The 20,145-nt window shown below is 64.6% G+C and carries 9 protein-coding genes, 16 tRNA genes and 1 pseudogene; 2 read left to right on the forward strand and 24 right to left on the reverse strand.

Annotation, left to right across the window (positions count from 1 at the left end):
• Positions 1-6: 6 nt before the first annotated feature.
• The 4 genes from ACSQ86_RS35760 to ACSQ86_RS35775 are packed head-to-tail and all read right to left on the reverse strand — an operon-like array spanning position 7 to position 12,481.
• Positions 7-4,014, reverse strand: a complete 4,008-nt coding sequence (locus ACSQ86_RS35760) for an RHS repeat-associated core domain-containing protein (RefSeq protein WP_436310807.1) — start codon at positions 4,012-4,014, stop codon at positions 7-9.
• Positions 4,011-5,552, reverse strand: a complete 1,542-nt coding sequence (locus ACSQ86_RS35765; protein ID WP_436310808.1) for a hypothetical protein — start codon at positions 5,550-5,552, stop codon at positions 4,011-4,013. The genes ACSQ86_RS35760 and ACSQ86_RS35765 overlap by 4 nt, the downstream gene beginning before the upstream one ends.
• A 7-nt stretch (positions 5,553-5,559) precedes the next feature.
• Positions 5,560-7,749, reverse strand: coding sequence for a type VI secretion system Vgr family protein (locus tag ACSQ86_RS35770; RefSeq protein WP_436310809.1), 2,190 nt, complete (start codon positions 7,747-7,749; stop codon positions 5,560-5,562).
• Positions 7,750-7,759: 10 nt separating this feature from the next.
• Positions 7,760-12,481, reverse strand: a complete 4,722-nt coding sequence (locus ACSQ86_RS35775; protein WP_436310810.1) for a beta strand repeat-containing protein — start codon at positions 12,479-12,481, stop codon at positions 7,760-7,762.
• Between the two features lie 425 nt (positions 12,482-12,906).
• On the opposite strand from ACSQ86_RS35775, the gene ACSQ86_RS35780 reads away from it, so the two are divergent.
• Positions 12,907-14,004 (forward strand): IS5 family transposase, encoded by a 1,098-nt coding sequence (locus tag ACSQ86_RS35780; RefSeq protein ID WP_436307573.1) that lies wholly within the window; start codon positions 12,907-12,909, stop codon positions 14,002-14,004.
• 138 nt (positions 14,005-14,142) lie between these two features.
• On the opposite strand, the pseudogene ACSQ86_RS35785 reads toward ACSQ86_RS35780, so the two are convergent.
• The 20 genes and pseudogenes from ACSQ86_RS35785 to ACSQ86_RS35880 all read right to left on the reverse strand — a co-directional run.
• A pseudogene (locus ACSQ86_RS35785) lies at positions 14,143-14,566 on the reverse strand (ISNCY family transposase); the annotation flags it as partial.
• A 42-nt stretch (positions 14,567-14,608) separates the two neighbouring features.
• A complete protein-coding gene (locus ACSQ86_RS35790) occupies positions 14,609-15,172 on the reverse strand; it encodes an HNH endonuclease (RefSeq protein WP_436306486.1) in 564 nt (187 codons plus the stop codon).
• A 58-nt stretch (positions 15,173-15,230) separates the two neighbouring features.
• Positions 15,231-16,433: an RtcB family protein gene (locus ACSQ86_RS35795; protein WP_436306485.1), complete on the reverse strand. Its 1,203-nt coding sequence runs from the start codon at positions 16,431-16,433 to the stop codon at positions 15,231-15,233.
• A 29-nt stretch (positions 16,434-16,462) separates the two neighbouring features.
• A tRNA-Arg gene (locus ACSQ86_RS35800) sits at positions 16,463-16,538 on the reverse strand.
• Between the two features lie 11 nt (positions 16,539-16,549).
• Positions 16,550-16,624: transfer RNA gene (locus ACSQ86_RS35805), tRNA-Lys, on the reverse strand.
• A gap of 6 nt (positions 16,625-16,630) precedes the next feature.
• Positions 16,631-16,707 (reverse strand) — tRNA-Met (locus tag ACSQ86_RS35810).
• A 4-nt stretch (positions 16,708-16,711) separates the two neighbouring features.
• Positions 16,712-16,797, reverse strand: a tRNA-Leu gene (locus tag ACSQ86_RS35815).
• A gap of 4 nt (positions 16,798-16,801) precedes the next feature.
• Positions 16,802-16,875, reverse strand: a tRNA-His gene (locus ACSQ86_RS35820).
• Between the two features lie 8 nt (positions 16,876-16,883).
• Positions 16,884-16,958, reverse strand: a tRNA-Ile gene (locus ACSQ86_RS35825).
• 106 nt (positions 16,959-17,064) lie between these two features.
• Entirely contained in the window at positions 17,065-17,256 is a 192-nt protein-coding gene (locus ACSQ86_RS35830) for a short-chain dehydrogenase (protein WP_436306484.1), read from the reverse strand.
• Positions 17,257-17,374: 118 nt separating this feature from the next.
• Positions 17,375-17,448: transfer RNA gene (locus ACSQ86_RS35835), tRNA-Cys, on the reverse strand.
• A gap of 131 nt (positions 17,449-17,579) precedes the next feature.
• Positions 17,580-17,656, reverse strand: a tRNA-Arg gene (locus ACSQ86_RS35840).
• Between the two features lie 17 nt (positions 17,657-17,673).
• Positions 17,674-17,749: transfer RNA gene (locus ACSQ86_RS35845), tRNA-Phe, on the reverse strand.
• 9 nt (positions 17,750-17,758) lie between these two features.
• Positions 17,759-17,834 (reverse strand) — tRNA-Asp (locus ACSQ86_RS35850).
• A 177-nt stretch (positions 17,835-18,011) separates the two neighbouring features.
• Positions 18,012-18,087, reverse strand: a tRNA-Pro gene (locus ACSQ86_RS35855).
• Positions 18,088-18,133: 46 nt separating this feature from the next.
• Positions 18,134-18,210 (reverse strand) — tRNA-Glu (locus tag ACSQ86_RS35860).
• A gap of 7 nt (positions 18,211-18,217) precedes the next feature.
• Positions 18,218-18,293, reverse strand: a tRNA-Trp gene (locus ACSQ86_RS35865).
• A 15-nt stretch (positions 18,294-18,308) separates the two neighbouring features.
• Positions 18,309-18,386: transfer RNA gene (locus ACSQ86_RS35870), tRNA-Pro, on the reverse strand.
• A 14-nt stretch (positions 18,387-18,400) separates the two neighbouring features.
• Positions 18,401-18,477, reverse strand: a tRNA-Leu gene (locus ACSQ86_RS35875).
• Positions 18,478-18,637: 160 nt separating this feature from the next.
• Positions 18,638-18,713, reverse strand: a tRNA-Gly gene (locus ACSQ86_RS35880).
• A gap of 613 nt (positions 18,714-19,326) precedes the next feature.
• On the opposite strand from ACSQ86_RS35880, the gene ACSQ86_RS35885 reads away from it, so the two are divergent.
• The gene (locus tag ACSQ86_RS35885; RefSeq protein ID WP_436310811.1) at positions 19,327-19,659 is read left to right on the forward strand and encodes a hypothetical protein; all 333 of its coding nucleotides are present in this window, start codon (positions 19,327-19,329) and stop codon (positions 19,657-19,659) included.
• Positions 19,660-20,145 lie beyond the last annotated feature (486 nt).

The following is a 20,145-nucleotide window of genomic DNA, read 5'->3' on the forward strand; positions in this document are numbered from 1 at the left end:
CTGTACCTAGAAAAGTCCCTTGCCGAGCAGGGTACCGATTTCGTCCAATTTGTCGACGACCGCTTGCTTTCCAAGAGGACTGGCGCTTTCTAGTTCCTTCAATACCTTCTTCGCATAATCGATCGAATGGCCTGAATTCTGGGCCCATTTGACATTCGCGCCGCCCTGCAGATCGATGCCATGATGGCTAAGGATGTCGCGGGCCTTTTCTACAAGCTCCCGGTTCTCCTTCTTCCAATGCGAGAACGCGCCCTCCATCACGATGTGATGCATGTGAGGGTTGACCATCGACGACGGCTTTGCCGCTTGCAACGCCTTCTTGGTCGCGGGATTTATGTTGCATTTCTTCAGCCCCCACGGGTCAATCCAGCCGAAGGGATTCGGTGCATAACCATAGACGTTGGGGCCGGCGGACTGCCCCAAGGGGTCGACAGACAAAAACTGGTTGATCCCGGGGTCGAAATAGCGATAGAGGTTGTAATAAAGCCCAGTTTCGCGGTCGGCGTACTGCCCCTGGTACCTTAGCGGCACATCGACCGACCTAACTGGTTCGGTCACCGGCGATTCGCTGCTTGCCCCGTGGCCACGCCACACCAGCCGGCCGCCGGCATCCATGCCTCGGCTCGGTCGCCCATTCGGCTCGCATGCCAACCAGGTCACCGACAGGCCATGGGAGATCAAGGCCATCGGCTCGAAGGTACCCGCCCTGTAGACCCATTCCCGGCCCCGATCACCAATGACGTCGCAGACCATGGCTGCCCCATCCCACCCAAACCACGTCCTGTCGCCTTCGGTCTCCTTGAACAACCTTCGGCCCAGCGGGTCGTACCCATACGTCGTGACCTTCGCCCCCTCCCGGGTCGTGCGGCGGCTCGCAATCAGCCGCTGGTTCGTATCCCAGGCCAGGTCCAGGCGACTGTCCGCGTCGGCCTTCCGCGTCAGGTTTCCCGCTCGGTCGAACCGATATCGCACTCCCAGGTATTCCCCCTCGCGCCGCCAGGTATCGCCCACCCCAGAGGCCTGCGTCGGCTGCTCCGCCGATCCAATGACCTGAGTCACCAACCGGTCACCCGCCGGGTCGTTGAAGAAGCGATTCAGCTGCTGGTGCGGGTCGGTATGTTCCAGGATCCGGCCCATCGGGTCGTACACATATCGGTCCACGCCGAACTGGCTATCGTCGCGCCGTATGAGGTTACCGGCGGCGTCGTGCTCGTAGCGGGTGGTGAACAGCGCCTTGCCGTCCTTCGCTACTGCGTGCTCGGTCACCAGGCCGTTGGCGTTGTACCCGTAGCGACGCGTCAACCCCGGCGCCAGTTCCTCGGTGAGGATCTGCCCCACCGCGTCGCGCTGCATGCGCATCGGCGGGCCGCCGTCGATGCGCACACCGATCGCCTGGTCGAGCAGGTCGTAGTCGTATTCGGTCACATGGCCGGGCCCTGTGCTGCGGTCGGTCCTGCGCCGAGTGCGGTTGCCGGTTTCGTCGTACGCGTTTTCGATCGTGAAGCACTGTCCCTCCGTGTGCGCCTGCACCTCCTTCAGCAGCCGGCCTTCGGCGTCGAACTCTCGCGTCACCGCCACATGCGCATTGGCTGTTGCCACCAGGTTGTCGTTGGCGTCGTAGGCGAAGCTTTCCTCCCACGGCTTCTCGCCACCAAAGGAGTGGGCAAACGTCTTCTTCACGACGCGCCCGAGCGGGTCGCAGTCATAGGCGATGCGCCGGCGCAGGGGATCCTGGCTGGCCACCAGATAGCCGCTGCCGTCGTAGCTGTAGCCCCGTGCTTGGCCCCAGTAGTCGATCTCTTCGACGATGCGTCCGAGTTCGTCGCGCTTGAGTTGGTAGACGTCACCACGCTGGTTGCGCACGCCGATCAGCCGCTCTTCGGTGTCGTAAAGGTACTCCACCTGATGGCCGTCGGGCTGGATACGGCGGGCGATCTCGCCTTGGCCGAAGTACTCCAGCCGCGTGATGGCGCGGTTCTCGTCGATGTATTCGGTGAGGTTGTCTTCTGCGTCGTAGCCGCACTGCACCACCGATCCCGATGGCAGCTTCACCGCGATCAGCCGGCCCTTGGCGTCGTAGCGAAACTGGGTGCGACGGTCGAGCGCGTCGCCCTTGGCCACGAGGTTGCCCAGCACGTCGTGAGCGAACAGCGTGGCATGGCCCAGGGCATCGTTGATCTGCGCCAGTTGCCCCTCCGCGTCGTAGCGCAGTTCGGTGCGTGCGCCGCGCGGATTGACGAAGGCCAGCAACTGGCCGTGGTGGCCGTATTCATAACGGCTGACATATCCGAGTGGCGATACCTGTTGCAGCAGCAGACCTCGGGCGTCGAAGCGCTGCTGCCACGCCGCGCCGTTGGGGTCGGTCACCGTCACGGGCTTGTCGGCCTCGTCGAACACGGTAGCGATGGCCGCGCCATCGGGGCGCACCAGCTTCAGCAAGTTGCCGCGTTCGTCGTAGGCATACTCGGTGCGGCGTCCGGCCGGGTCCACCACCGCGGTGGTGCGTCCGACGTCGTCGTATTCATAGACCGTCATGCCGCCGAGCGGATCGATCTCGGAGATCGGCAATCCACTCTCGTCCAGCTTGACGATCGAAACATGGCCCAGCGAATCGGTGATGCGGCGCTCGTTCAGCGCATCCAGGTATTCGAATCGGTAGTTGTGCAAGCCGCCGTCACCCCAGGCGTGCGCCACGCGCCAGTCGACTTCGACAGGCCGGTCGAAATCGTAGTAGAACGACAGGCCGTTGCGATCCGTATGGCGCACCATGTGATGCGCGTCGTAAGCGAAGGTGTATGCGTTGTCCAGCGCATCGCGGACCACCACCAGATCACCTTCGACGTCATGCTCCAAGCGGATGAATGTGTGACGCCTTTCTGTCTCTGGCAGGTACAGCGCAACCTCACGGATGAGGTTGTTTTCCAGGACGATGTCGATGCGCCGGCCCGCCGATTCATTGATGCCAATGAGGCAGCCCTGTCGACGCTCGAACTCGAGCCAGTTGCCGCAGAGATCGGAGATGCGCCCGAGCGCGAGCTCCGGCCTCTCCTCGGCGTTGGCAGCGACCAGCTCCTTGGGAAAATGGTAGATGCGGTCTTCCTTGGTCCGCACCCGGAATTCGGTGCCGTGGTCGGTCAGCAGTGCGCCGTCCATTAGCTCGAGCTCGGCCCCAGCCTCGCCTTGCGCGATGGGCAATTGCGCAAAGTGGAGCGGGCCCACGCCCGGATAGTGCATCGACACGCCGTCTGCATCGATCTCGATGCGGCCGTCGGCGGGGCTCTCCCAGCCGTGCCCGCAAAGGCCCCTGCGGCGATTGCCCGATGCGTAGCTGCGCGTCCACTGGATCGGAATACGCCCGGGAAGGGTGAAGTCCTCTTGCTCAATCGAGACCTCTCCCGTCAGGATGTTCACGGGCTCGGCGCGCAAGATCAGGCACTTGAGGAAGCCGGGCTTCATGTGCCCGAAAAGCTTCTGCCGGATGCGCTTGAAGAACTTGGACTTCAGGAACTTGCCGAAGGCCGCAAAGCCGAGCTTCGACGCCATGCCCATCAGCGAGATCGTCGGCGGACCACCGACGAAAACGGTGGTCGGGATCGCGAGATTGAAGGTCGTCGGAAGAAGCATCAGCTTCTTCCCCTTCTTCTTGAGCCGCGGCGGGCTGATCATGCCTGCCACCTGGCAGCCCAGCACCGGCACCCCGATGAACGAGAACGGATCGCCATCCGCGACCACGGTCGCGCTGCCCATGAAAAGTTCGTCATCCTTGTCGGGCAGCTTGGGCGCGAATGGGAAGCCGGGCGGGATATGCACCACCACCGCATTGGTGCCTGCGGTCGCCCGCTTCATCCCGCAGACGGTGACCGTAGCGCCAAGATACGGCACGTAGTCGAACGGGTCGAACACGATCGACATGTGCGGCGTCGGCAACGGCACGGGTGACGGCGAGGGCGGCACGACGCACAGATGGATGTCCACGCCAAGCTGCGGATCGCCGTGTTTGGCTGCGGGCATCATGATGCAGCGACTCCGTCGATGCACGCCGACGCGCCTGCCCGCGGAGCGGCCGGCAAGGCCAAGGCGGTCCCCAGCGGCCACTGAGGTCCAATCAGCTCGCGCGCATAAGAAAAGACGTCGACGAACTGCTCATTGCCATCTGCCGCCACCGCGTCGAGTTCTTGCGCGGCCTCTCGCCCGCCATGCTCAATTTCGCGTGCCAGATCCTTCTCCACCGCACGAAACTGTTCAGCGTCGCTGCTGTTCTCGAGGTCCGCCGCCCGGGCTTCGGCGGCTGCGCCCGACGCCTCGACACGGGCATCGAGCCGCTGCTTGATGCCTTCCATCAGGCCGACGCGCTCGGGGTCGATGACACGAAGCAAATCCATCGCGGCCAGCGGCAACGTGGTGATCGCGCGCGCATCCGGCTTGAGTCGCTCGCCGACGCTCAGCGCCTGGAATCCACGCTCTGTCGCGAGCTCGCTTTCGCGCACGCGCGCGTGACAAAATGCACCCATGCGAAGCGCTTCGATCGCGAGAACGAGGTTGGGGATCTGCTGGGCGATGGCGGCCGCCTGGTCATAGCATTTCGCGGCATCGGGCACGGCGCCCGCGGCCAAGTGGACGCCGGCCTCGCCGAACCAGGTCTGCAGCACAAGTTGCCGGCCGACCGGGTGGCCGACAGCCGCCGCTTTCAGCGCTAGTTGGCGGGCATGCCGATACACCTCGGCTGATTCATCGAATCGTTTTTCCTTGAGCAACGCGCCCGCGAACAGCATCGAGACCGCCACCTCCTGGTCGGCCCACTTCTGCTTGCGGGCGAACACGACGGCATCCGCTGCCTTCGCCTTGACCTGGTCGGCCGATCCTTTTTCGACCAGCGTGACCAGGCCGATCAGGTAGTTGCGAAATACGCCAACCGGGCCTGGCACCGCTTCTTGCGCAAAGGTTTCCTGTGCCGTGGCCAATGCGTCGATCTTCGGCGCATCGACATACGTGAGTTCGCGCGCCTTGGCGCTCAATCCTGCGAGACGCGGCGCCTCAATGGAATCGATCACGGCCAGCCTCAAGCGTTCCGGTGGACCGGCATCGAGCGCGCGCGACAGCCACGATGCCCAGGCGCGATCGTCGGCAACGCTCTCGGGCATCAACACGGCGACTAGATGGCCGATGTGCGCATGGTGTCCCGAGCCGAATGAACGGAGGCCACCCAGGAAACCGCTCGCGGAATCGGGGTAGTCCTGCGGATCGAACTGCCAGTCGGCGGTGATGCCCTGCGCGTCGAGCGCTTCGCGGCTGGCCTCGTACTGGCCCGCGAGCGCTTGCTTCAACGCCCGGGCATACTGGATCGAATTGGCGAAAGGTGCATCGAACACAACGAAGAGATCCCCCGTTGCATATTCCGATTCGTGCTTCTGCGCCTCGAAGAAGCACTGGAGCATGCGCGTGGCGCTGTCTGGCACCTCCCAGACCAGGAGGCGCTTCGACTGGTCGGCGCGGAACGCCTCCCAGTGCTGGCGAAGGTCGACAAGACGACGCTCAACGGGATTGAGTGCCATGACTGCACTAGCCGTTGAGCGAGATCTTCGGCCCGCTGATCGCGACTCCTGCGGCATCTACCTTGATGGTCGAGCCGGCCGAGCTGATGGTGATGGCGCTTGGCGTGATTTCGATGACGGATCCCGCCACCGCGAACTTGAGCGATGCTTCGGAGGTGTAGGTACCTGCCGCGCTCGCGTGAATGTCGAGCGTGGCGCTGGCGCTTTGCTTGATGGGCCCGGTAACGGTCATCTTGCGTTCGCCAGTTACTGTTTCGTCGAAGCCAGCCGTCACGGTCAGCTTCTTGCCGGCCGTGATCGTGGTGTCCGACTTGCCGTTCACCGTGCTGGTCAGGCCGCCGCTGATCGTGCTTGTGGCGCCGCCCGTGATCGTTTCCTTGTAGCCTGCGCTGACCGTGATCTCTTGCCCGGTGTCGATCGTCTCGGACAGCTTGCCCTTGACGTGCATGGTGCGGTTCGCATCGACGTTCAAGGCATCGTCGACAATTACATGGTCCGTGCGATTGTTCTTGACCGTGGTCGTCTGGTCATGCTGAACCGTCGTATTCATGTCGTACTGACCATGAATGGTGATCTTCTCCTTGCCTGCCGTGTCGTTCATCGACATCTCGTTGTAACCCTTGCCCTTGTGCGTGTTGGTCTTCAACCCACTCACGACACAGTCGCCCGGCAATGGATAGGGCGGCATGTTGTCGCCGTTGTAGACCTTTCCGACAATGATCGGCCGGTCCGGATCGCCTTCCAGAAAATCGACAATGACCTCTTGCCCGATGCGCGGGATGCTGACCGAGCCCCAGCCTTTGCCTGCCCACGGCTGGGACACCCGGATCCAGCAGGAGCTGTTCTCGTCGCGCTTGCCATACCGGTCCCAGTGAAACTGAACCTTCACGCGGCCGTACTTCTCGGTCCAGATTTCCTCGCCCTGCTTTCCGACCACGATCGCCGTCTGGGGACCGGGCATGGTCCTGCGCGCCGTCAGCCGTGGCGGCCGCCACGGCATCTCCGACGGCATGACGGTCAGCAGAAACGCGCTTGTCCCGCGCGGCCCAAGGCGCAGCGTCGGGGTGCCGGCGATCAGATCCTCCAGCACCGTGCGCGTATCGGCATTGACGGGATCATCATTCAATGCTTCCTGCAGCACGCTGCCCACCGAGCGCTCGGGATCGACCATGTCCAGGCTCTCGTAGCCGGGGTGGCTGACCACGAATGTGCAAGCCGCGATGATGTAGTCGCCGTCGCGCGTTCCGTCGGGGTCGCCTTCGAATTTGAAGCTTCGTCCGGCCGCGACGTCAGGCCAGCCGGTCAGGGCCCAGTGACGATGGCGACGGCCGACCAGTTCGTCCAGCCGCACCTGTGCGATGTTGTCGGTGTCGTCGCCGTCGTAGTAGCCGCCCGGAAATTCGAAGGTCTCGAGGTCTGCGAGCTCATGCGTGTCGGGATCGCCCTTGTCGGCGCTGAGTTGCTTGGTGATGGCCTTGAAATCGCTGTCGCGCGAGGCGAACTTGCCGGTATCGAACTGATGCATGCTGACCCAGCGCACGATCTCGTTGAAGCGCGCCTCGCCCCCGGACTCGGCAGCGAAGGTCAAAGTGTCGGTCACCGGCAGCTTCTCATGTGCCATGTCGCTCGTGTCCGACAGGTGCATGGTGCCGGGGCTCTCGTGGGCGTCGAACCAGTAGTAGATGCCCTCCTCCTCCATCAGGCGCGAGAGGAAGCAGTAGTCGCTCTCCTGGTACTGCACGCAGTAGCGGTGTGGCGCATGCGTCCCGATCACGTTGTCCGATTTGGTCTTCTTGAAGCGCTTGATCGGACTGTCCTCGAACACCGCATCAAGGACCTCGAGCACAGGCATTTCCTGCAGGATGCGGGAGTTGCTGCGCTTGGTCAGCAGCCAGAACCACGACCGCAGAACGATGCGGTACTCGAAGAAGCGACCGACCTGCGTCGCGCGCGTGAAGCGCACCGCATGCCCGTGGCAATGCCGTTCGTGCTTGCCGCCGTCCGCATCCTCGAACTCCATGGTGACGTCGAACGCCCGGCCTAGGATGTCCCCCGCGGCGATCGCCCTGTTCTTGGAGAGAACCGTGAGTTCGTACATCGAAGGCCGGGCCAGCGCCTCATGCCCGATGACGCGCCAGAACATCAAATCGGCGCTGGCCGGCGAATCGCTCTTGATGAGGAACTGGAGGTCAGCCATGGCTGTGGCGTCAGAAATCCGCGCAGCCGTTGCGCTTCTCCATATCGACGCAGCTCGTCAAATTCGGCCGCGAGCGCACGCGTGACCATTCGCGCGCGAGCACGTCGGCGCCCTGCTGCGCGCGGTCGCCCTCTAGCGGCCCAGTCGCGAGGCATATCGGCGCCTGCTGACCGATGTTGCGGTCATATAGCCAAGTGGTGGGCATGTCGCGCACCACGTCCGGCAGCTTGAACAACGGGAAGTCCTCGATCACGAAGCGGCCGGGCACCACGTTGATGGCATAGCCTTCGGCTGAAGCGAAGCGGCCGCCGATGGCGTAGGTGCCGGGCGGACGCGACGCGTCCGGGAGCGCGTCGACCACCCCGGTAACGCCGACGCCCCTGTCGCCAAGGATCAGGCCGTCGGCGATCCTGAATCCGACCGGCGGATTTGGAAAGGCCGCGCGACGGATCCCGCTGCCGATCTCCACCGTGAGCGTTGGCTGCTGCGCATAGATGAAATGGTTGCTGCCAGGCAGCACGGTGACCCCGCACGGACCGCCAAAGCTGCAGTTGTAGTAGTTGGGGAAGATGCCGGAGCCGACCAGCCCGCCGCGGTTCTCGCCCACCCAGGTGTCGGCCCAGATGCGCCAGGTGCCGCCGCCCGGAGCACCCGCACCCGCTGGATTTTGGAACCGCGCGCCGGCGATCAGGTCGGCCTCGGTGGACGTCACTCCGGCCGCCAGCGTGAGGTCCTCGGTGAAGGTGCGCACGCGCACTGTGTTCGCCGTGATGCCGGTGGCGGACAGCGTCTGCTGCCGGTCCGAGACCGTCACGGTGCCCACGGTCAGCGCATCGGCGTCGGCATAGTCGAAGCGGCCGGGTGCGCTGCCCGCGATGGTGCCGACGCGGTTGTTCGGATTGACCAGCGACACGTCGCCCGTGCTCGAGACCGCCAGCAGACTGGAGGCGGTCAGCGGCGACGTGTCGCCCGGCGCCTGGAGCTGGGCAGTGCCGGGCTTGGGCGCGCCGCCGACCCCGACGATCTGCGTGATGCTGCCGGCGGCGCCGAGCACGAGGTTGTTCGCGCTCAGCGCGCCCGCAAGCTGTAGATTGCCGGCGCCCAGCGTTTGCAGGATCGCGTTGCCGGTTGCGATGACGGGCGCCTCGACCGTGAGGTCGGCGCCCTGCGTCTCGACGCGCACGTTGGGGCCGCTGATGCCGCTGCCGGTCACCGGCTGCAAGGCATCGGTGCCGGCGAAGTTGCCGATCTTCAGCGCGCCGGCCTGCGCGTAGTCGAAGCCGTTGCCGGCGCTTCCCGCGATGGTGTCCACGAGGTTGCCCGCGTTGAGCAGCGTCACGTTGCCACCTTGTCCGCTCGCGAACAGCTGGGTCGCCGCGACCGCGCCCGGCCCCGACTGCAGCACGCTGCCCCCGGCCAGCAGTGCCATGTCCTTGGCCTGCACGCCGGCGTGCAGGACCAGGCTGCCGGCCCCGTCGGCTTGCAGCAGGGCGCCCTGGCCGGCGGCGATGCCGGACGCGATGGTCAGGTCGCCGTTCACGGTCCGCACGCGCGCTGCGTTGGCCGTGACGCCGTTCGCGCCGATCACCTGTTGCAGGGCAGAAGCGAGCGTGGGAGCAGGTGGGAAGGTGCCGAAGACGGGAAGTTCGTCCTGCGGCGGCGGCGGAACGACAGGAATGTTGCCGACGATCAGGCCGTCGGCGTCGAGGAAGTCGAAACGCCCCGCGGCTCGCCCTGCGAGCGTGCCGACCTTGTTCTCGGCCGAAGTGAGGCTCACATCGCCTCCCGGTGCGATCGCGACCAGACTCGTCGCGCCGATGCCGCCGGAACTCTGCGCGATTCCGTTGACGCCGGCCAGCCGCACGTCGGCGCCGCCGATGTCCGCACCGATCGCAATGCTGCCGGCGCTCAGCAGGCCGAGGCTTTCGGCCGCGAACACGTTGTTCGCAATCGTGAGATTGCCCGAGGACGCCAGGCCGACGTCGACGGCCTGGACCCCGATGCCGAAGGCCGGCGTCCCCGCGGCAGACTGGAACGGGACCGTTCCGACGGTCAGCGCGCCGGTGTTGAGGAATTCAAAGGCACCCTTACTCGCGAAACCGGCCAGCGTGCCGACCTGGTTGTTCGCATTCAGTAGCCGCACGCTGCCGTTGGCGCTGCTGGCCATGACGCTGTCGGCGGTGATGGCCGCCGTCTGCGTGATGCTGCCGCCCGCGAGCAGCGCGAGCGAGCCCGCCACGACAGGTGCGCCGAGGAAGATCGACCCGCCTTGGGTCTCGAGCGTGACGCGGTCCGGCAAATTGACCTGCCCGGCCAGCGCGATGTTGCCGGTGAAGCCGCTGAAGGCGCCAGCGCCGACACTCACCACCGGAGCAGACAGAAGATCGAACTCGATTGCATCGACGACGAAGCCGTTGCCCGCGCCGCCCAGCGTGATCGCTTGCGCGTTGGCGTCCGAGGTGCCGCCGCCCGTGGTGACCGAACCCGCACGCAAATTGATCATTCCGCTCTTGCTGCTGACGGACCCGCCGATGTCGATGGCATCGACCGTTGCCGGCGCAAGCGCGCGCAGCGTCACGTTGCCGGACCCGGTGCTGATGCCGGACTCGGGCCCCTCCACGGCGGCGACCGTGATGATCAGGCCGCTCTGCGCGTTGACGGCATTGGTCGAGCCCGACACCTCGATGTTGCCGCTGGTGGTGACGAGCTGCGCGCCATTGCGCAGGATCACGGCGCCGGTTGTCGGTTCGCCGGTGGGAAAGGCACCCTCGGCCGCCAAGCCCTGTCCGCGCACCGAGATGTTCCCGCTGCCGGCATCGATGCTGTAGTTATTGAGCTCGACGCCGAAACGCGTGCCGGCGGGGGGATTGGGGTCGACGACGAATGCAGCGACCCCGACCACCACGCCTGGGTCAAACTCCCGCGCCCGGGCCTGGCCGACGATGCTGACGTTGCCGCCATGGGTCGCGATGTTTCCGCCCGTCAGGTTGGCACCGGTGGTCGTGGTGGCCACCTTGCTGTTGAAGGCAGCGGTGGCAGCCGGCGCGTTGATGGAAACATTGCCGCCCTTGGTGTCGATGCTGCCGTAGAACAGGATCGAGCCGCCCAGGCCCGAGCCCACGCCGGCGTTCAGGTTGACGCTGAGCGGCCCGTTGAGCGCCTGGATCTGCGGCGGGGCCGCGGGCGATGAGGTGATGTCGCGCGCTGCGTTGAAGGTGAGCGTGCGCGCTTCGGTGCCCGTGTAGTTGATGGCGACGTTGTCGAAGAAGCTGATCTGGCCGTCCGTGGCCGTGCCGGCGGCCTGCTTGCCGGTGTCGATGGTCACGCTGGCGCCCTGGAGGGCGGTGTTGATGGTCGAGTCGTAGACGGCCGATTGCAGGGGCCCGGGGGCCGAGAAGGGAAACTTCAGCTCCGATGCCGGCGGCCCGCCATCGGGCGTGTGGAGGACCACGATGTCGAACGGGTCGATCAGCCACCGGCCCGCGATTCCCGAGGCTGCGCCGGCGTCGATGCTCACGTTGGCCAGGTCCAACGCTCCACCCGAGGTTTCGATGAATCCACCGGCGCCCGAAGCGCCCGCGCCGCGCGCCGAGAACTGGCCCCATGCCCGCAGGCCGACGTCGCCGAACGCGACGATGCGTCCTCCATCGCCTTCCTGCGTCGCATCGCTGCGCAGCACCGAAGCGCCGACGACGGCGCCCATGTCGGTCGCGTGGATCTTGATGTCGCCGCCGCCCGCGGCGCCGCTGGCGTCGAGCGTGGCGCCATCAAGCAGCACGCGCTGCGCGGCAATGTCGATGCCGCCACCACGCTGCCCGGCCGACGGGCCGGTGGCGTCGAGCACACCCGTGACATGCACGTCGTTGGCCGATCCGCCCCCCAGCACGATCTCGCCGTTGCGCTGCGACAGCGAACGCGCGCGCACCGTGCCCTGCTGATTGACCACGCGCGCGCCGATCGACGCCGCATCGGCCACCATCACCACGCGCCCGCCGTCGGCGGTGAGTTGGCCCGTCGCCGCGTTCTCGACCGAGGCCGCGCTGCCGAGCGCATCGGCCGCGACGCGGAAGGTGGTCAGCCCGTCGCCATCGAAATCCATCGTGACCTTGCGGCCCGACAGCAGGCCGATCGAGCCGCGCGCGACATCGATCGAGCCCTCGTTGCGAACCTGCGCGCCGACCAGCGCCACGGTGCCCCCCTCGCTCGCGGTGATGCTGCCCGCATTCACGACCGTGGCCTGGTTGGCGTCCATGCGCTCGAACACGAGCTGTTTGCCCGCCATGAAGTTGGCGTTCGAGATGTCCAGCGTCGACGCCACCAGGCCGCCGACGGTGACCGACGATCCCTTGCTGAAAAGCACGCCGTTCGGATTGACGAGGAACACCTGCCCGTTGGCCCGCAGGCTGCCCGCGATGGTCGACAGCTCGTTGCCCACCACGCGATTGAGCAGGACGCTGCTCACCCCCGGCTGCACGACGTTGACCGTCGCGCCGGCGCCGATGGAAAAGGTGCTCCATTGCGCGATGCCTCGGGTAGTGCTTTGGTGAATGTTCATCGTGGCAGCGTTCGGCTGGGCGACGCTCAAGCTGCCCGCGATGGCGCTGAAGCCGGTTGGCAGCGTCTGCGCCACGGTCGGCGTGAGACCCAGGTACAGCAGTGCCACAGCCAGCGGCCGCAGCGACAGGCTGTGCGGCGCATCGTCGACACCATCGGAAGAGTTGCGAACTTTCATGTTAGTTCTGCACCGCGTCGAGCCCTCTGCATAAGGAGGTGGCCGGTCACACCGAAATGGCCTAACCTGGGGACGTGCCTCATCCCCAGTCGACGAAGTCTAGGAAGGGCACTACCCGCCGACCATTCTCAAGACGGTCTAGCGCGAACGATCTACGCAAATCGAGGGGCGATCTCGAAGCAAATCCGAGGGGAGAAGGGACGAGAGGGATGCGACTTCGGATTGCCCGCTTGCGCTGCAGCGTGAGCGACAGTGACACCTTGCGCTGCAGTCGCCAGGTGAAGATCAGATCCAGATCTTCATCAGCGCGCACCGCTCGATGGGCATCAAAGTCCCGCTTAGCAGGCTGCTGAAATACCTCATTCGAAAGTCCCCCGAAAGTGGGCCTGGGGCGTTGTCCTTGCAGACCCACGAAACCCCCTGCGATGCGCGGCCCTGACACATTCACCGAAGGTTTGTTCACGATGAGACGGCTGGACGACTTCGTTCCCGCCGACCATCCGCTGCGCCGCATCCGGGTGATGGTCAATGAGGCGCTGGCCAAGATGGACGAGTTGTTCTCTCGGATGTACGAGGCCGACATCAAGGGCGGCCGCCCGAGCATCGCGCCGGAGAAGCTGCTTCGCGCGATGCTGTTGCAGATTCTGTTCAGCATCCGCTCGGAGCGCCAGCTCATGGAGCAGACGCAATACAACATGCTGTTTCGCTGGTTCATCGGCCTGGCGATGGACGACGCGGTGTGGGTGCCGACGGTGTTCAGCAAGAACCGCCAGCGCCTGATTGAGCACGACGCGGTGGTCGCCTTCTTCAACGAAGTGCTGGAGACGGCGGAGAACAAGGATTGGTTGTCGGGAGAGCACTTCAGCGTCGATGGCACGCTGATCCAGGCCTGGGCAGGACACAAGAGCTTCGTTAGCAAGGGCGGTGACGACGATGCCGGCAGCGGCGGGGACTTCAAGGGGCAGCGACGCAGCAACGAAACGCACGAGTCGAAGACCGATCCCGATTCGAGGCTGTACCGCAAGGGCAAGACTGCCAGCGAGTTGCGCTACATGGGGCACACGCTCACCGACAACCGTCACGGCCTGGTCGTCAACGCCATGGTCACGCAGGCCGACGGCTTTGCCGAACGTGAAGCGGCCAAGGTCATGATCAGGGACGCACGTCAAGCCACCGCGAGAGCGGATACCGAGGTCACGCTTGGTGCCGACAAGGGCTATGACGCGGCCGAGTTCATCGAGGCGCTGCATCGCATGAACGTCACGCCGCATGTGGCGCAGAACAAAGCGGGGCGTCGTTCGGCGGTGGCCGACGAGATCGCCCGGAGCGAGGGCTATGCGATCTCGCAGCGCAAGCGAAAGCTCATCGAGCAGGGCTTCGGCTGGGCCAAGTTCGTCGGCCCCATCCGGCAGGTGATGGTGCGCGGCATCAAGAAAGTCGACCAGTTGTTCGTGCTGACGATGGCCGCCTACAACTTGGTGCGCATGCGGACCTTGGCAGAAGTCCGTCCGTTGGCCGCGTAGCGGGCCAGTGAGAGCCCCAAACGCGCCTCAAAACGGGGGAAACAGGGATGGCAGCGGACTTGGGACGCCGAAATCACAAGAATGCCGTCTTCAGTGCGCTGGGCGCCTTCGGCGTGCCTGGTACTTCAGCAGCCTGTTAGGTGGCTTCGCAAAGGTGTTGAAGTCGGCGATGAAATGCGGCGCAAAGGCGTTGGTCGCCTCGCGCGCGTTGATCTCGCGCAGGCGCAGCTCCTTCACCAGGCGATCCTGCAAGGTCAGGTTGGCGCGCTCCACACGGCCCTCGGCCTGGCTCGAGTTGGCGCACCAGATGTCGATTCAGCTCGAACAGCGCGCGGCCGTATTGCGTGGTGCCGCGGCCGAAGTCGGTAGAGACTTGCGTCGAGCGGAAGATACTGGCCTTGTCGCTGTGGAACGCCACCGGCTTGCCGTGCTGCTCGAGATGGGCGCGCGTGGCTTCGAAGTACGCGAAGGATGATTCGGTAGGCACGAAGTGCAGCTGCATCAATCGGCTGGTGGCGTCATCGATGAACACGAGCAGCGTGTAAAGCGTGTTACGACCCTCGAGGCGCCCTTCTGATCTGGCCGTACCTGAGAAGGCCCGAACTCAATGGAGCCGCGACCCCTTCGGCAGCCGCCTCGCCAGCCACTCGTGCACATCCGCCCGAATGTTCCTGCCCTCGAGCAGAAAGTCTTCGAAGCGGCTCGGCACGTAGGGCAGATAGACCAGCGGCATATCCGCCTCCTCCGGCGTGCGCGCAGCCTTGCGGTTGTTGCACACTCCGCAGGCGGCCACCAGGTTGGTCCATGACCAGAGCCCGCCGCGCGATTGCGGCATGACATGCTCGCACTGCAGATCCCGCTCCCGGAAAACGCCGGCGCAATAGGCGCAGGTGTGCCGGTCGCGGCGCAGCAGCTTGCTCTTGCTCAGGCCCGGTACGACGTCGAACAGGTTGATCTTCGACGCGCCGCGCAGCGCGATGATCGGCGCCACCTCGATCCGCGACTGAACGCCGCGCGCAACGTTGAAGCCGCCGCGCAGCGTCGCCAGCGGCGGCCCACCGTCCTCCCATGCCACAGACGCACTGGCGTAATGCAGCGCGGCCTGCTCCAGCGAGATCCAAGCCTGCGGCGTTCCCTGGATGTCGAGTTGCAAAACGTGTGCATTCATGTCGCCTCCTTTCGCGGCGATGGTTCCGTTGAGTCGAGACCGCCGCAGAGTACGGCGGTCAGCCCTTGACGCAGAGCACCTGCTTCAGGGCGTGCTCGATGCCGACGAGATCGGCCTGCGCCGCCATCACGACATCGATGTCCTTGTAGGCACCGGGGATCTCGTCGATCACTCCTTCGTCCTTCCGGCATTCGACCCCTTCGGTCTGGGCGGCCAGCGCCGCGAGGTCGAAGAAGCGCTTCGCGGCGCCGCGCGACATGCGCCGGCCGGCGCCGTGACTGCATGAGCAATACGAAGCCGGGTTGCCCTTGCCGCGCACGATGAAGCTCTTCGCCCCCATCGAGCCGGGGATGATGCCCAGCTGTCCCTCGCGGGCGCTCACGGCGCCTTTGCGGGTCACCCACACTTGCCGGCCAAAGTGTTCCTCGACGCTCGCATAGTTGTGATGGCAGTTGATCGCCTCCTTGGTCGATCCGATGGGACGGCCGAATGCCTCCCGCAACACGTTCATGACACGGAACAGCATCAAGTCGCGGTTGAGCGCCGCATAGTCCTGCGCCCAGCGCAATGCCTCGACATATCGGTCGAACTCGGTCGTGCCCTCGCTCAACCAAGCGAGGTCACGGTCCGGAAGCGGCACGCCGGCACGATGCGCGCTTTCCCGCGCCATGCCGATCGCCGCTTCGCCGATGGTCTTGCCGATGAAGCGCGACCCGGAGTGCAGCATCACCCAGACGACACCCACTTCATCGAGGCAAAGCTCGATGAAGTGGTTTCCGCCGCCCAGCGTTCCGAGCTGTTTCCAGATCCGGCGCGCATCGACCTGGCCCAGCACCGGCAGAATGCCCAACGCTTCGAAGCGCTTGAAAAGCACCTCCATACGATCGCGCAGCACACGGCCGTGCGGCCCCTCGTGCGTGGGATTCAGCTCGCGACCGTGGATCGCGAAGCCCACCGGGACCATGGACTCGATCGCGCCACGAATCGGCGCCAGGTTGTCCGGCAGGTCGCCGGCGACGAGGTCGGTGCGCACCGCACACATGCCGCAGCCGATGTCCACACCGACAGCCGCCGGAATGATGGCGCCGATCGTTGGAATCACGGATCCCACCGTCGCGCCCTTGCCGAAGTGCACGTCGGGCATTACCGCCACGTGGCCGGCCAAAATCGGCAGCCGCGAGAGGTTGCGGATCTGGTTGATCGCTTCGTATTCGATCTCCAGGCCATCGGTCCAGGTCTGGACGTTCCTCATGAGTTCCATGATGGTCTCCCTGTTGTGTTGATTCGTGGTGGTGCGCCCGGGAGAAGTCGAATCTCCGACCTCTGCCTTCGGAGGGCAGCGCTCTGTCCGCTGAGCTAAGGGCACGCTGGGGCGAGTGGTGCGGGCAGAGAGTTTCGAAATCTCGACCTGCCGGTTAAAAGCCGGCTGCTCTGCCGCTGAGCTATGCCCGCGTGGAATGGTCGTCGTGGGCGGACTCGAACCGCCGTCCTCTCGCTTATGAGGCGAGCGCTCGGCCCGACTGAGCTACGCGACGGTGTTGGTCTCTCCAGTCCGATTCGAACGGACAGTGCCCGAAGGCTCCAGGGTTTGAGGCTGGCGCGTCTGCCGATTCCGCCATGGAGAGGGTATGGGGTGCACGAACGGAATCGAACCGTCGTCAGCGGGACCACAACCCGCAGCTCTGCCATTGAGCTACGCGCACCATGAGACTGGTAGCCCCTGACGATTTCGAAACGTCGACCTGTCGGTTATCGACCGACTGCTCTGCCTCTGAGCTAAAGGGCTGGATTGGCTCCCCGGACACGGATCGAACGTTGACAGGTGCATGAACAGTGCGCCGCTCTGCCCAATGACCTACCGGGAAGGACTGAAGTTGCGCGGTCGATCGCCGTCACCACTCGCCGAGTTCTCGCACACGCTGATCGAGGTCCATGCGTTGGAGACGCTCGCGTGCGCGCAGATCCGCCGCGTGCCGGCGGCCGGCGAAGGTGGCAAGGCGCTGCACCACGGCGAGCATCACCGGGTTGCGCGGCTTGGCTGGCCGCACGACGATCGTGCGGATCGGGGTGGTACGTCTGCGCATGGTGGCTCCTGTGGTTGATGGTGATACGTGGTGCTGGTGCCCCGTGAGAGATTCAAACTCCCGACCCACGAGGTAGGAGCTCGCTGCTCTGTTCGCTGAGCTAACGGGGTGTCGATGGTGGAGGCGCGGCCCGGAGTCGAACCGGGCTGGACGGATTTGCAATCCGTTGCACGGCCGCTTTGCTACCGCGCCGAGAAAAATGTGGTTCGGCCAGGCCCGCACGGACCGACGGGTGGATCGTCTTCGAGTCGAACGAAGTATTCCGGAGGAGGCGGATTTACAGTCCGCTGCAGTCGCCGGTGCTGCTCACGATCCGTGAAAGGTGGTCCCACGTGCACGACTCGAACGTGCAACCCCCTGCTTCGTAGGCAGGCGCTCTGGTCCATTGAGCTAACGCGGGAAGGAGAGAAAAAGGGGTGGTGCCGCAAGAAGGGATCGAACCTTCGACGCCCGGACTTTCAATCCGACGCTCTACCGACTGAGCTATCGCGGCGGCATGAGATGGCGTTCCGCAGGGGAGTCGAACCCCTGGCTTCCTCCTGGACAGGGAGGCACTCTGGCCACTGAGTTAGCGGAACAAACTGGCAAGGGAGGCCGGATTCGAACCGGCGAAATCCTGGCTCAGAACCAGGCGGCTTGGACCGCTCGCACCACTCCCCAACAAATAGCTTCCGGTGACGGGTTCCGGCGCCGCCCAATCGTTGCGGCCGGTTTCCGCGGGAGGGCCATCTGCATGGCCCGGTCCCGCTCGGGTATGGTCCGTGTAGCAGGTCTCGAACCTGCGACCTCATGCTCCCAAAGCACGCGCGCTACCAACTGCGCCACACACGGAAAAAAGCTGACTGGCCGACCCTCAAGGATTTGAAGGGCCTGAAGATGGCGTCTCGTGCGGGGGTCGAACCCGCGATCTTCGGGATGAAAGCCCGATGTCCTTGGCCACTAGACGAACGAGACGAAAGGTTGGCGCGCGCGGAAGGAGTCGAACCCTCAACCGCTGGTTTTGGAGACCAGTGCTCTGCCAGTTGAGCTACACACGCATGAACAAGCATGAATGGTCTGAGTGGCAGGATTTGAACCTGCAGCCTCCTGCTTCCAAGGCAGGCCGTCTACCAGATTGACACTACACCCAGAGAAAAGTGAAAAGTGGTGCCCCAGGGGAGATTTGAACTCCCAGAATTCCGCTTCTAAGGCGGACACGTATGCCAGTTCCGTCACCGGGGCCTGAAAACGTCCATTTCGGTTGTGACCTCACGCGATGGGCCGCGCTTCGAGCGCGCTGCCCCGTCGACATCGCTGCACAGGGGTGGTCCACGTCCCTGCACATCCCACCAGACCGTCCACGCGGCTGATCCCTGGTGGTGTGGTGAAGACACACCCGAAATGGAGCGGACACCGGGGTTCGAACCCGGGACTTCGACCTTGGGAAGGTCGCGCTCTACCGACTGAGCCATGTCCGCACGATGCGAGGCTTCGGTCCGTTCCAGTGGTCGGCCGTGCCTCGCAGCAAATTGTTAAGGAGCACCCACCGGGTTGAGCCGCGGTGCCATGCAGCGCGATCACTACAAGGGCAGTCCATGGCGATGCATGGCGCTGCGAGGTTGCGAGCGGCATGCCGCTCAAGTTGAAAACAAAAAGGCCCGGAACCTTGCGGTGTCCGGGCCTCTTCTTTGAGAGCGCTTGGGAGATGCGCGCTTACGCGCTACCTCCGCCCGGTGGCACCTGATCCTCATATGCTCCAGCCCACAAGTTCGCTTGCGTGGCGTGCATGGGGTTCGGGCGCTGATGGAGCTTCGACGGCAGCATGCCGAGGTCGCCGCAAAACGAGACGCGCACGAACGCCCGGCCCGATGCGGGTCGAATGTTGGTGAGGGTCAGTCTGGCTTTCACGATGGTTCCTGCTTGCGTGGTGTGATCGAAGAAGTAGTAAGTAGATTCATGCGGCCAAGACCGCGAATGAAGTGAACTGTAAATAGTCTTTACTGCTGCGTCAACACCTCGGACAATCTTTTTTTCTGTCGTTGTTTTTGAACAGTGCCCAATCTCACAGTCACACGTCGCCGCAATGCGCTCATGCTTCATCGGCGCTTTCTTGAAGAGGCCATCGCTGCCGGCCTTCCGGCCAAGGGACTTGATCAAGCCTTCGCACAGAAGATCGAGGTGTCGCCCAGCATGTGGAGCCAGATCAAGAGTTCACGCCCCATCGGCGACACGCTCGCCAGGCAGATCGAGCGGCACTGCGAGGTCGAGATCGGATGGCTTGACAGGGCGGATCTGGCCGCCGACATACCCGACCCCGCGGAAGAGCGATTCGTCGCGGCGGCGAGGCAGGCGTGGCGCGGCGCCAATGCGAGAGGGAAGAGGGATCTGAGTCGGCTGCTGCAAGGGATGGCGAGAAGCGGGTGATTCACGCCTGCGTCCGGTTCGTTGTGGACCAGCAACCTGGGCTTGGTGAAGGGCCCCGGCTTTTCCTCGCGCCTGCCTTCAACATGCGCACGAGGCGGGTTGCGTCATCAGTTCGCAGGCCTGCACGAACAACGCGGGGGCAGCCACGCCGAGCGGCGTGGCGTCGAAGACGATCCAACCCTCGCGCCATGCGGACAGGGGAGCCGGCGTTGACCTGCCGCCCTGGTTCGGGTATCCCGTCGCGCAAGGTCAGTGCCTCGCCCGCGTGCAAGTCGATCTCGCTCACCCTAGCCAGACCGGCAGCGCAATGTACCTGGCCCGGGATTTTCTTTCTGATGGTTCGCCACCAGCATTCGGCGCTGTTGCGCATTGGTCCGGAACTGAATGTTGCCAGCGGGGCCTGCTGCCCTCTTCCCCACCTGTCTCGTCTTATTGCGATGTTTCGCACCCTGCTCAAGTCCAAGATCCACCGCGTCACTGTCACCG

Origin of the sequence: Variovorax sp. LjRoot130, assembly GCF_964253755.1 — a bacterium.
Lineage (GTDB): Bacteria > Pseudomonadota > Gammaproteobacteria > Burkholderiales > Burkholderiaceae_C > Variovorax.

Excerpts from the sequence above, each read along its gene's own strand:
- ACSQ86_RS35760 (WP_436310807.1), bottom strand. The coding sequence starts at position 4,014 with ATGATGCCCGCAGCCAAACACGGCGATCCGCAGCTTGGCGTGGACATC.
- ACSQ86_RS35765 (WP_436310808.1), bottom strand. The coding sequence starts at position 5,552 with ATGGCACTCAATCCCGTTGAGCGTCGTCTTGTCGACCTTCGCCAGCAC.
- ACSQ86_RS35770 (WP_436310809.1), bottom strand. The coding sequence starts at position 7,749 with ATGGCTGACCTCCAGTTCCTCATCAAGAGCGATTCGCCGGCCAGCGCC.
- ACSQ86_RS35775 (WP_436310810.1), bottom strand. The coding sequence starts at position 12,481 with ATGAAAGTTCGCAACTCTTCCGATGGTGTCGACGATGCGCCGCACAGC.
- ACSQ86_RS35780 (WP_436307573.1), top strand. The coding sequence starts at position 12,907 with ATGCGCGGCCCTGACACATTCACCGAAGGTTTGTTCACGATGAGACGG.
- ACSQ86_RS35790 (WP_436306486.1), bottom strand. The coding sequence starts at position 15,172 with ATGAATGCACACGTTTTGCAACTCGACATCCAGGGAACGCCGCAGGCT.
- ACSQ86_RS35795 (WP_436306485.1), bottom strand. The coding sequence starts at position 16,433 with ATGGAACTCATGAGGAACGTCCAGACCTGGACCGATGGCCTGGAGATC.
- ACSQ86_RS35830 (WP_436306484.1), bottom strand. The coding sequence starts at position 17,256 with ATGCGCAGACGTACCACCCCGATCCGCACGATCGTCGTGCGGCCAGCC.
- ACSQ86_RS35885 (WP_436310811.1), top strand. The coding sequence starts at position 19,327 with ATGCTTCATCGGCGCTTTCTTGAAGAGGCCATCGCTGCCGGCCTTCCG.